Source organism: Roseixanthobacter liquoris (assembly GCF_043195135.2).
Taxonomy (GTDB): Bacteria; Pseudomonadota; Alphaproteobacteria; order Rhizobiales; family Xanthobacteraceae; genus NCEH01.
This window is the reverse complement of the sequence record NZ_CM195537.1, coordinates 3,820,264-3,832,403: the sequence shown is the minus strand read 5'-3', so window position 1 is coordinate 3,832,403 and position 12,140 is coordinate 3,820,264. Positions and strand designations below refer to the sequence as shown.

9 protein-coding genes are annotated in these 12,140 nt (G+C 68.1%); all 9 read left to right on the top strand.

Annotated elements, in window-relative coordinates; all coding sequences use genetic code 11:
* Positions 1-48: 48 nt before the first annotated feature.
* The gene (rpoN, locus tag V5F84_RS17295; protein ID WP_394041355.1) at positions 49-1,590 is read left to right on the top strand and encodes an RNA polymerase factor sigma-54; all 1,542 of its coding nucleotides are present in this window, start codon (positions 49-51) and stop codon (positions 1,588-1,590) included.
* A 91-nt stretch (positions 1,591-1,681) separates the two neighbouring features.
* Entirely contained in the window at positions 1,682-5,269 is a 3,588-nt protein-coding gene (locus V5F84_RS17290) for a hybrid sensor histidine kinase/response regulator (RefSeq protein ID WP_394041354.1), read from the top strand.
* 218 nt (positions 5,270-5,487) lie between these two features.
* Entirely contained in the window at positions 5,488-5,694 is a 207-nt protein-coding gene (locus tag V5F84_RS17285; RefSeq protein ID WP_394041353.1) for a hypothetical protein, read from the top strand.
* A gap of 146 nt (positions 5,695-5,840) precedes the next feature.
* On the top strand, positions 5,841-6,611 hold the full coding sequence (gene ubiE / locus V5F84_RS17280) for a bifunctional demethylmenaquinone methyltransferase/2-methoxy-6-polyprenyl-1,4-benzoquinol methylase UbiE (protein ID WP_394041352.1): 771 nt from the start codon (positions 5,841-5,843) through the stop codon (positions 6,609-6,611).
* Positions 6,612-6,666: 55 nt separating this feature from the next.
* On the top strand, positions 6,667-8,235 hold the full coding sequence (gene ubiB, locus V5F84_RS17275; RefSeq protein ID WP_394041351.1) for a 2-polyprenylphenol 6-hydroxylase: 1,569 nt from the start codon (positions 6,667-6,669) through the stop codon (positions 8,233-8,235).
* A 359-nt stretch (positions 8,236-8,594) separates the two neighbouring features.
* On the top strand, positions 8,595-9,809 hold the full coding sequence (gene coaBC, locus V5F84_RS17270) for a bifunctional phosphopantothenoylcysteine decarboxylase/phosphopantothenate--cysteine ligase CoaBC (protein ID WP_394041350.1): 1,215 nt from the start codon (positions 8,595-8,597) through the stop codon (positions 9,807-9,809).
* A gap of 2 nt (positions 9,810-9,811) precedes the next feature.
* Positions 9,812-10,285, top strand: coding sequence for a dUTP diphosphatase (gene dut / locus V5F84_RS17265; RefSeq protein WP_394041349.1), 474 nt, complete (start codon positions 9,812-9,814; stop codon positions 10,283-10,285).
* A gap of 10 nt (positions 10,286-10,295) precedes the next feature.
* Entirely contained in the window at positions 10,296-10,736 is a 441-nt protein-coding gene (locus V5F84_RS17260; protein ID WP_394041348.1) for an RrF2 family transcriptional regulator, read from the top strand.
* A 55-nt stretch (positions 10,737-10,791) separates the two neighbouring features.
* Positions 10,792-11,772 (top strand): cysteine synthase A, encoded by a 981-nt coding sequence (gene cysK / locus V5F84_RS17255; protein ID WP_394041347.1) that lies wholly within the window; start codon positions 10,792-10,794, stop codon positions 11,770-11,772.
* Positions 11,773-12,140 lie beyond the last annotated feature (368 nt).

Sequence of the window (12,140 nt, the reverse complement as noted above, 5' to 3'; positions counted from 1 at the left end):
TGAACAAAAGGCGCCCGGCGGCGCCCGCCGCTGCGGGGAGTGCGGCTGATGGCCCTCTCGGCGCGACTGGAATTCCGGCAGAGTCAGTCGCTGGTGATGACCCCGCAGCTGATGCAGGCCATCAAGCTGCTGCAATTGTCCAATCTGGAACTGACCGCCTATGTGGAGGCGGAACTGGAGCGCAATCCGCTGCTGGAGCGCGTGGCGGAGCCGGAGGGCGGCGCCGCCGAGCCGGAGGCGGAAGCCCCCGCCGCAGCGGCGGCCGAGGAGCGCGAGATCCCGGTGTCGGGGGATTTCCTCGACGGCGACGCCGAGCCGAGCCGTGCGAAGATGGAGAACCAGCTCGACACCGACCTCGGCAATGTCTTTCCCGACGACGTTCCCGCCGAGCGCGGCGTGGGGACCAGCGCATCCGGCGCGGTCGAATGGGGCAGCGGCGGGGGAGAGCGCGGCGAAGACTATAATCCCGAAGCCTTTCTCGCGTCCGAGAGCACGCTGGCCGATCATCTGGAGGCGCAGCTTTCGCTCGTCGAGACCGATCCGGTCCGGCGCATCATCGGTCTCAACCTCATCGGCATGATCGACGAGACCGGCTATCTGGTCGGGGATATGGCGGCGCTGGCCGAGCAGATGAAGGTTTCGCTGGAGGAGGTGGAGAGCGTGCTCCGCCTGATCCAGACCTTCGAGCCCACCGGCGTCGGCGCGCGCACGCTTTCCGAATGCCTCGCTCTGCAATTGCGCGAGCGCAACCGGTGCGACCCGGCCATGGAGGCGCTGCTCGCCAATCTCGAACTGCTCGCGCGCCATGACCGCAACGCGCTGAAGCGCATCTGCGGGGTGGATTCGGAAGATCTGGCGGAGATGATCGGCGAGATCCGCGCGCTCGATCCCAAGCCGGGCCTGATCTTCGGCAGCGGCGTGCTGCACCCGCTGGTGCCGGACGTGTTCGTGAAGGAGGCGTCCGACGGCTCCTGGCTGGTGGAGCTGAATTCCGACACCTTGCCGCGGGTGCTGGTGAACCAGACCTACCATGCCTCCGTGGCCAAGGCGGTCCGCTCCTCCGAGGAGAAGACGTTCCTCGCCGATTGCCTGCAAAGCGCCGGCTGGCTGACGCGCTCGCTCGACCAGCGCGCCCGCACCATCCTGAAGGTGGCGAGCGAGATCGTGCGCCAGCAGGACGCCTTCCTGGTGCACGGCGTGCGCCACCTGCGCCCGCTGAACCTGCGGACGGTGGCCGATGCCATCGGCATGCACGAATCCACGGTCTCGCGCGTCACCTCGAACAAATACATCTCGACCCCGCGCGGCGTGCTGGAGCTGAAATTCTTCTTCTCTTCCTCCATCAATGCTTCCGGCGGGGGAGAAGCGCATTCGGCGGAGGCGGTGCGCCACCGCATCAAGAGCCTGATCGACGCGGAAAGCGCGAGCGACGTGCTCTCCGACGACACGCTGGTGCAGAAGCTGAAGGCCGATGGCATCGACATCGCCCGCCGCACCGTCGCAAAATATCGCGAGAGCATGAACATCGCCTCCTCGGTCCAGCGCCGGCGCGAGAAGCAGGCACAGCGTGCGGAGGCGTCCTACAGCTAGGTGCGGCGGCCGGATGTGCGCCGTGCCGCGGGCTGCGAAACGCAAGACATAAGAACGCCGCAACACGAATAAGCGCGGTTGGATGGGGGATATGCTTCAGGTCTGGGTCGTCGTTCTGGTGGCGCTTGGCTATATCGGTTTCCTGTTCGCCGTGGCGAGCTTCGGGGACCGGCGGCGCGGTCGCGCCGTGTCCGCCTCGGCCGCGCCGGAGGGCGACGCGGAGGGCCTGCCGGGTCCCGGAGGCCGCTTTCTGCGGCTGTGGCGGGGAAAGCCGCGCGGCGTGCGGCCCTTCATCTATTCCCTGTCGCTCGCGGTCTATTGCACCTCCTGGACCTTCTTCGGCTCGGTGGGCCTTGCCACGCTCCAGGGCTTCGACTTCCTGACCATTTATGTCGGGCCGATCCTCGTGATCGCCATGTGCGCGCCGCTGCTGATCCGCGTGGTGGAACTGGCGAAGGCGCACAACATCACCTCCATCGCCGATTTCCTGGCGGCGCGCTACGGCAAGAACCAGGGCATAGCGGCGCTGGTCTCGGTGGTCGCGATCGTCGGCTCCATCCCCTATATCTCGCTTCAATTGAAGGCGGTCTCGGCCTCGCTGCTGGCGGTGATGGGGCCGCTCGGCACCACGCCCCTGGCGCTGCCGGTGGGCGGGGACCTCGCCTTGTTCGTGGCCTTCGCCATGGCCGCCTTCGCGGTGCTGTTCGGCACCCGCCACACCGATGCCACCGAGCATCAGGACGGGCTGATGCTGGCGGTCGCGACCGAATCCATCGTCAAGCTGGTGGCGTTCCTCACGGTCGGCTTCGCGGTCACCTTCATCATTTTCGACGGGCCCATGGCGCTGTGGTACGCGGCCCGGGAAACCGGCGTCACGAAGCCGTTCGAGCAGGGCATCTCGCTGGAAAACTGGGTGACCATGACGGTGCTCTCGGCCGGCGCCTTCCTGCTGCTGCCGCGCCAGTTCCATGTCGCGGTGGTGGAGAACAAGGGCGTTGCCGAAATCCGCCGCGCGCGCTGGCTGTTTCCGCTCTATCTCATCCTGATCAATCTGTTCGTGGTGCCGATCGCGCTTGCGGGCATGACGCTGTTTCCGCTCGGCACCGTGGACCGGGATGTGTTCGTGCTCGCGGTGCCGTTGTCGGCGGGATATGAGTGGCTCGCCATGCTGGCCTTCGTGGGCGGGCTCTCGGCGGCGACCGCCATGGTCATCGTCGAGACGGTGGCCCTGTCCATCATGATCTCGAACGATCTCGTGATGCCGCTCCTGTTGCGGCGCCGGGCATCCGGCCACGCCGCCCAGCAATCGCCGCACGACATGGTGGGGGTGCTGCTGCTGGTGCGCCGTGCCGCCATCTTCGTGCTGCTGCTGCTGGTCTATCTCTATTATCGCACCACGGGCGACGTGCAGCTGGCGCAGATCGGCCTGCTGTCGTTCGCGGCGATCGCCCAGGTGGGGCCGGCGTTCGCCGCCGCCCTGTTCTGGCGCCGGGCGACGGCAGCGGGCGCGATCGCCGGCATCGTCGCAGGCATGGTGGTATGGATCTACACGCTGCTGGTGCCGAGCCTGGCGGATGCGGGGCTGTTCTCGCCGGCGCTCATCACCCACGGGCCGTTCGATATGGCCCTGCTGCGGCCCACCAGCCTGCTGGGCCTTTCCGCCTCGCCGCTCGCCCACGGCGTCGCCTGGAGCCTCGGGCTGAACACGTTGCTGCTGTTCTCCGTGTCGCTGCTGACCAAGCCCTCGGCCATCGAGCAGGTGCAAGCCGGCCTGTTCATGGCGCGCGACCAGGCACTGGTGCGTCCCGCCTTCCGCCGCTGGCGCTCCTCGGTCACGGTCGAGGAACTGATCGCCACGGTCGCGCGCTATCTGGGCGAGGATCGCGCCCGCTCTGCCTTCGTCACGTTCGCGCGCGAGCAGGGCTTGTCGCTGGAGCCCAAGCGCGAGGCAGACGCGCAACTGGTGCGCCAGACCGAGCACCTGCTCGCTTCCGCCATCGGTGCGGCGTCCTCGCGCCTCGTGCTGTCGCTGCTGCTGCGCAAGCGCGCGGTCTCCACCAAGGCCGCGCTGCGCCTGCTGGACGATGCCTCCGCCGCCATCCAGTACAATCGTGAACTGCTCCAGACCGCCATCGATCACGTGGGGCAGGGCATCGCCGTGTTCGATCGCGAATTGCGGCTGGTGTGCTGGAACCGGCGGTTCGGCGAAATGTTGGACCTGCCGCCGGAATGCTATGCGGTCGGCGTGCCGCTGCGCGAGATTCTCACCCATTCCCAGATGGAGGACGAGGACGCGCCGAGCGACCTCGACCATCGCCTCGTGCTCTACGCCGCCCAGAGCGGCCCGTGCCAGGAGCGGCTGCGCCATGGCGCCATGATGATCGAGGCCCGGTCCGATCCGCTGCCCGACGGCGGCATCGTCGTGACCTTCACCGACATCACCGCCTCGGTGCATGCCGAGATGGCCCTCGAACGGGCGAACGAGACGCTGGAACGCCGCGTGCGCGAGCGCACCGAGGAATTGGAGGATCTCAACCAGGCGCTGGAGAAGGCCAAGGCCAATGCCGACGACGCCAACCTTTCCAAAACCCGGTTCCTCGCCGCCGCGAGCCACGACATCCTCCAGCCGCTGAACGCCGCGCGGCTCTACGTGACCAGCCTGGTGGAGCGCGCGCGCGGCCCGGAGGAGGGCCGGCTCGCCGCCAATATCGATTCCTCGCTGGAGGCGGTGGAAGAGATCCTGGTCGCGCTGCTGGATATCTCGCGCCTCGACAGCGGCGCCATGCGCCCCGAGATCGCGGCCTTCCGCATCGGCGACGTGCTGAAGCAGCTGGAGCTGGAATTCGCCCCGCTCGCCGCCGAGAAGCAGTTGAAGCTCACCTTCGTGCCGTCCTCGCTCGCCGTGCGCTCGGACCGGCGGCTGCTGCGGCGGCTGTTGCAGAACCTGATTTCCAATGCCGTCAAATATACCCCCAAGGGGCGGGTGCTGGTGGGCTGCCGCCGGCGCAAGGGCAAGGTGCGGATCGAGGTGATCGATACCGGCCTCGGCATTCCGCGCTCCAAGCACAAGCTGATTTTCCAGGAATTCCAGCGCCTCGACCAGGGCGCGCGGGAGGCGCGCGGCCTCGGGCTCGGCCTCTCCATCGTCGAGCGGATCGCCCGCGTGCTGGGCCATTCCGTGGCGATCCGCTCGGCGGCGGGGCGGGGATCGAGCTTCACGGTGGAACTGCCCGTGGCGGTGCCGCTGCCGGAGGAGGATGTCCAGCAATCGCGGCCCGCCCGCGCCACCGCGCCGCTCGACGGGCTGTGCATCCTCGCCATCGACAACGAGCCGGCGATCCTGGACGGCATGGAATTGCTGCTCACCGGCTGGGGCTGCAAGGTGATCAAGGCCGCGGACGTGCAGAGCGCCCTGCGCGAGGTGCGTGCCGCCAAGGCGCGGCCGGACGTGTTCTTGGTCGATTATCATCTCGACGGCGGCCACGGCATCGATGCCGTGATGAGCCTGCGCTGGAAGCTCGGCAAGATGCCGGCGATCCTGATCACCGCCGATCGCAGCCGCAAGGTGCGCGATGCTGCCGCTGCGGTGGACATGGCGGTGCTTCACAAGCCGTTGAAGCCGGCGGCGTTGCGCGCAATCCTCGCGCAATGGCGTTTGTCACGCGCCGCCGCAGAATAGATTTCATCCTTAATATTTGATGAATATCCCCAATGGTGGATGGCGCCATGGGATGATCTTGCTTCGCCCCCATCTCGGACAAATAATCGCCCCGATCCGCAGGCGTTCTTGGGGCGTCCCGGCAAGCGGGTGTTTGCACGCAAGTGTGAAACATTCGGAAATATTTGCCGGGATGAGTTGAGACCGTTTCGGTTCCCTTAACGTACCTGGAGATCGCCATGACCTTCACGATTCATGTTCCGATCTTTCCCTTGCGGCGGGAAATCATGCTGCGCAAGCAGCGCAGGGGCGTGGCGGGGGTCTCGCCCTCCGGCGCGCCGAAATCCCGGTCGCGCGACGAGGACGGCTTCCTGGAACTGGAACTGCTGCCCGTGGACGAACTCGACCTCCTCGGCCGCCGGGCGCGTCGCCGCCGCGGCAGCTAGGGCGCCAGCCCCCGCAGCGCTCTGGCGGGGGTCTGCGGCCGCCGGCCGCTTGAGGCGGGTCGCCACACGCGCGGCGCGTGGCGTCTGGCGGAGCGATCCGGTAAGGTTCGGCGCAATCGCCGTCCCCATGTTCGCCGGATCCCCTGATGCAAGCCTCTTCCGAAGACCAGCCGGACACCCATTTCGGTTATCGCACCGTGCCGCTGGGTGAGAAGCAGACCCTGGTGGACGAGGTGTTCCACAAGGTCGCCCGGCGCTACGACATTATGAACGATTTCATGTCCGGCGGGCTGCACCGGGCCTGGAAGGACGCCATGGTCTCCAAGGTGCGGCCGCCCCAGGGCACGCGGCCGTTCCGCCTGCTGGATCTGGCGGGCGGCACCGGCGATGTTTCGTTCCGCGTGGTCGGCGCGGGCGGCGAGGGGACCCGCGCGGTGGTCGCCGACATCAATCGCGAGATGCTGGCCGTGGGGCGCGAGCGCGCCGAGAAGCGCGGGCTCTCCGAGAAGGTCGAATTCGTCGACGCCAATGCCGAGTCGCTCCCGTTCGCGGATTCGAGTATCGATGCCGTCACCATCGCCTTCGGCATCCGCAACGTGCCGCGCATCCCCCTCGCCTTGTCCGAGATGAAGCGGGTGCTGAAGCCGGGCGGGCGGGCTCTGGTGCTGGAATTCTCCCGCGTCGACGTGCCCCTGCTGGACAAGATCTATGATTTCTATTCCTTCCGCGTGATCCCCGAACTCGGCCGCCGGGTGGCGGGGGAGGCGGAGCCCTATCAATATCTCGTCGAATCCATCCGCCGCTTTCCTGCGCCCGCCGCTTTCGCGCAGATGATGCGCGAGGCCGGGTTCGGCCGCGTGGATTTCACGCTCATGACCGGCGGCGTCGTGGCGCTGCATTCGGGTTTCCGGATTTGAACGGGTTCGTTCTTCCGCCGCCCCCGGGGCGCGCGAAGGACAAAAGGATATGCGTGTGATCTTTCTTCTCGCCGATGCCGCGCGCCTGGCGCGGGCCGCCTATGTGCTCGCCCGCGAAGGGGTGCTGAGCTTCGTGCCGCCGCTGGCCCTGCCGCCGCCGGCGCGGCCTTTGCTCAAGCTCGCCCGCCTGATCGCCCGGCCCGACGCCGGCACGCGCGCCGCCCGCCTCTCGGCGGCGCTGAGCCGGCTCGGCCCCTCTTATGTGAAGCTCGGCCAGTTCCTCGCCACCCGGCCGGACGTGGTGGGCACATCCATCGCCCGCGACCTGGAAGTGCTCCAGGATCGCATGCCGGCGTTCGGGCAGGACGTTGCCGAGGCCATGGTTGCCGAAGCGCTGGACCGGCCGGTTTCGGCCGCGTTCGCGGTGTTCGGCCCGGCGGTCGCCGCCGCCTCCATCGCCGAGGTACACAAGGCCGAGGTGGTGGAGGAGGACGGGACGCGCCGCGACGTGGCGGTGAAGATCCTGCGGCCCGACATCGGCCGCCGCTTCGGCTCCGACATGGCGACCTTCCGCCGCGTTGCCGCGTTCGCCGAGCGCACCTCCCCGGAAGCCCGTCGCCTGCGCCTGGAAGCTGTGGTCGAGACCCTCGCCCGGTCCGTGAACATGGAGATGGACCTGCGCCTGGAAGCCGCCGCTTATGCGGAGCTGGCCGAGAACACCCAGGACGATCCCGAGATCCATGTCCCCGCCGTGGATTGGGAGCGGTCCGGCCGCGAGGTGCTGACCACCCAATGGATCGACGGCATCAAATTGTCCGACCGCGCGGCGCTGGAGGCCGCGGGCCACGATCTGAAGGCGCTGGCGCGCATCGTCATGCAATCCTTCCTGCGCCAGGCCATGCGCGACGGCTTCTTCCACGCCGACATGCATCCGGGAAACCTGTTCGTGGATGCGCAAGGGCGCCTCGTGATCGTCGATTGCGGCATCATGGGCCGGCTCGGGGCGCGCGAGCGGCGGTTTCTGGCGGAGATTCTCTATGGCTTCATCACCCGCAATTGGCGCCGCACCGCCCAGGTGCATTTCGATGCCGGATACGTGCCGCGCCACCATTCGGTGGAGGATTTCGCCCAGGCGATCCGCGCCATCGGCGAGCCGATCCATTCGCGCAGCGCCGAGCAGATCTCCATGGCGAAGCTGCTCTCCCTGCTGCTGGAGGTGACCGGCCTGTTCGACATGAAGACCCGGCCCGAACTGCTGCTGTTGCAAAAGACCATGGTGGTCGTGGAAGGCGTCGCGCGCTCGCTCGATCCGCAATTGAACATGTGGACCACCGCCGCCCCCGTGGTGGAGGATTGGATCGCCCGAAACCTCGGCCCGATCGGCCGCATCCAGGAAGCGGGCGGGGCGATCGGCGAAGTGGGCAGTTTCCTCGCCGATGTGCCGGATCTGCTGGGCCGGGCGGGGCGGGTGGTGACCCAATTGGACGAAGCCACCCGCGATGGTCTCAGCCTCTCGCCCAAGACGCTGGACGGCATCGGCCAGGCGGAAGCACGGCGCGCCTTCTGGGGCAATGCGGCCTTGTGGGTGATCGCGCTTTCCCTGCTGGTCTTGGCGTTGAAATAGCCGGTCCTCCCCGGCGCCGATCGGCCGTCATCTCCGGGCGTGTCCTGGGGGGCCACGCATGGCCGCTCCTGCAAATGCCCGAGGCGCGATTGCCAACCGGTCCATCTGGATGGCCGGGACGAGCCCGGGCACGACATCTTCTGGCGGACGGGCGCCCCCTCCCAACTCTCCCTCGGAAGCGGGAGAGGGCTTTCGCGTTCGGCGCAATGCTCCCTCTCCCGCTTGCGGGGGAGGGGTGGGGAGGGGGAAGGAGGGAGAAGGAGGGCCAGGACCGGGATGCGGTCGGTCGGCGATGCCCCGTGCCCTTTCCGGTCATTTCCTGCTATCCCAGCGTCCACTCGCGCGCGGAGACCGGTTCCATGCTGCACCAGCGACGCATTCTCCTCATCATCGGCGGCGGCATCGCCGCTTATAAATGCCTGGACCTGATCCGGCGTCTCAAGGAGCGCGGCGCCACGGTGCGGGCGATCCTGACCCCGGCGGCCCAGCATTTCGTGACCCCGCTTTCGGTCGGCGCGCTGACCGGCGAACGGGTGTTCACCGATCTGTTCGACCTCACCGCCGAGCATGACATCGGCCATATCCAATTGTCGCGCGATGCGGATCTGATCGTCGTGGCGCCCGCCACCGCCGATCTCATGGCCAAGGCGGCCAATGGCTTTGCCGACGATCTTGCCACCACGGCCTTGCTCGCCACCGACAAGAGCGTGCTGATGGCGCCCGCCATGAACCCGCGCATGTGGGCGCATCCCGCCACCCGGCGCAATGTGGCGCGCTTGAGGGAGGACGGGGTCTATCTCATCGGCCCCAATTCCGGCGCCATGGCCGAGCGCGGCGAATTCGGCGAAGGGCGCATGGCCGAGCCGCTGGAACTGCTCGCCGCCATCGAGGCCCGTTTCTCGGATCAGGGCGCGCTGCTCAAGGGGCGCCGCATTCTCATTACCTCCGGCCCCACCCATGAGCCGATCGACCCGGTGCGCTATATCGCCAATCGCTCCTCCGGCAAGCAGGGCCACGCCATCGCCGCCGCCGCCGCCGCCGCCGGAGCGGAGGTGGTGCTGATCTCCGGCCCGGTGGCCGTCGCCGATCCGCGCGGGGTGCGCATGGTGAAGGTGGAGAGCGCGCGCGAAATGCTGGCGGCGGTGGAGGAGAATCTCCCCGTGGACGCCGCCGTATTCGCCGCCGCGGTCGCCGACTGGCGGGTCGCGGGAGCTTCCGACCAGAAGATCAAGAAGGGAGAGGCCGGCGCGCCCGAGCTCGATCTGGTGGAAAACCCGGACATTCTCGCCACCATCGCGAAGCACGGCACGCTGCGCCCGCGTCTCGTGGTGGGCTTTGCCGCCGAGACGCAGAATGTGGTGCCCCACGCCCAGGCCAAGCTGGCCCGCAAGGGCTGCGATTGGATCGTCGCCAACGACGTGTCGCCGGAAACCGGCATCATGGGCGGCGATCTCAACACCGTGCATCTGGTCAGCGCCGAGGGGGTGGAGGATTGGCCTTCCGCCAGCAAGACCGAGGTGGCGCGCCGCCTCGTCGCCCGCATCGGCGGCGCGCTGGCGGGCGAGGGGGTGTGAGCATGGCGCTCGGCGTTCCCGTTCAGCGTCTCCCCCACGGGATGGACCTGCCGCTGCCCGCTTATGCGACCGCCGCTTCCGCCGGACTGGACCTGATGGCCGCCGTGCCGGCCGATGGTCCTCTGGTGCTCAAGCCCGGCGCGCGGCTCGCCGTGCCCACCGGCCTCGCCCTCGCCCTGCCGCCAGGCTTTGAAGCGCAGGTGCGTCCGCGCTCGGGACTTGCCCTGAAATTCGGCGTCACCGTGCTCAACGCGCCCGGAACCATCGATGCGGACTATCGCGGCGAAATCCTGGTTCTGTTGATTAATCATGGGGATGCGCCGGTCGAAATCAGCCGGGGCATGCGCATCGCGCAAATGGTGGTGGCGCCGGTGACGCATATTCTGCTGGAAGAATCCGGCAAATTGGGAGAAACTGCACGCGGCTCCGGTGGTTTTGGGTCGACAGGGCTCGACGGGGCGCACGGATCGAGATAGCCACAGTCCCATGCCGCGTTTATCCGACAAAAGCCTGCTCGCCATCGCCGCCGTCGTGGATGTCGCCGTCCATGCCCGCGGTGTCCCCGTTGCCGCGAAAGCCCTCGCCGCCCGCCACGGCCTGCCGCCCCGCCGGCTGGAGCCGGTGCTCCAGGCGTTGGTCCATGCCGGCGTGCTGAAGGGGGTGCGCGGCCCGCGCGGCGGCTACGAGCTGGCCCGCGAGCGCCGCCGGGTGTCGGTGGCCGAGATCGTCCGCGTCGTTGAGGGGGCCGAGGAGGAGAAGGAGATCATTCTTCCCCCGCTGGTGCTGGAAGTGGTGCAGCCCGCCGTCGCCTCCGCCGAGGACACGTTCGACAAGGCGCTCGACACCGTGACGCTCGAAGACCTGTGCCGCGCCGCCGACGACAAGGGCCACGGTTCGGAACACGACCGTATCGATTTTACCATCTAAACCCGGCGGCGCCCCGCAGGGCGCGACGCCAAGAGACAATCGAGGGAGAAATCCAATGGCAGAATCGGCAAGCAAGCCGGCCGGCGCCGTCGCTCCGGGCCGTGGACGGGTCTATGATTCCATCACCCAGACCATCGGCGACACGCCCCTGGTGCGCCTTCAGCGCCTGCCGCAATTGCGCGGCGTGAAGGCCGAGATCCTCGCCAAGCTGGAATTCTTCAATCCCATCGCCAGCGTCAAGGATCGTATCGGCGTCGCCATGGTGGATGCCATGGAAGCGGCTGGCGCGCTGGACGCCGACACGGTGATGGTGGAGCCGACCTCCGGCAATACCGGCATCGCGCTCGCCTTCGTCGCGGCCGCGCGCGGTTACCGGCTGATCCTGGTGATGCCCGAATCCATGTCGGTGGAGCGCCGCAAGATGCTCGCCCTGCTCGGTGCGGAACTGGTGCTGACCCCCGCCCAGCTCGGCATGAAGGGCGCCGTCGCCAAGGCCGAGGAATTGCTCCGCGACCTGCCCAAGGCGGTGATGCCCCAGCAGTTCAAGAACAAGGCGAACCCCGCCATCCACCGCAAGACCACGGCCGAGGAAATCTGGAACGACACCCACGGCAATGTGGATGTGATCGTCTCCGGCGTCGGCACCGGCGGCACCATCACCGGCATCGGCCAGGTGCTGAAGCCGCGCAAGGCCTCGCTGCGCATGGTGGCGGTGGAGCCGGAGGACAGCCCGGTTCTGTCCGGCGGCCAGCCCGGCCCGCACAAGATCCAGGGCATTGGCGCCGGCTTCGTGCCCGAGGTGCTGGACCGCAGCATCATCGACGAGGTGGTGACGGTGGGCAACCAGACCGCCTTCGACACCGCCCGCGCGCTCGCCCGCTATGAAGGCATTCCCGGCGGCATCTCCTCCGGCGCGGCGATTGCGGCGGCGCTGGAACTCGGCGCGCGCCCGGACTATGCCGGCAAGGTCATCGTCGCCATCGTGCCGTCCTTCGCCGAGCGCTATCTGTCGACCGCGCTGTTCGAAGGGCTCTGAGAGCCGGTTTGAAACGGGCGGACGGGCCGGTCCGCCGGCTCTTTCCGGCGTCCGGTTTGTCCAAATCCCAGCCCGGTGCCGGGCATCGCGCCGGCGGTTTTTTCCGCCGGCTCTGCTGCCGGATCGGCAAAAATCCGCCGACCGCCCTCAACCGCCGATGTCCCGAACAGGCCGAGCCGCCGGCATCGTGCGCGGCGCCTTCTTCTCCGCACCGGGCGGCTTCGTTACAGTCGAATGTGATTCGGCGGGGGCCGAATGGCGCCCGGTTCGGGTGCCGGCTGAAGGAGGTCGCGGAGGCGCATGGAGGGCGAGGTGGCGGACAGGGCCGCGAAGGCCACCGGCGCGGCTTCGGCGCGCGTGCGATCGGC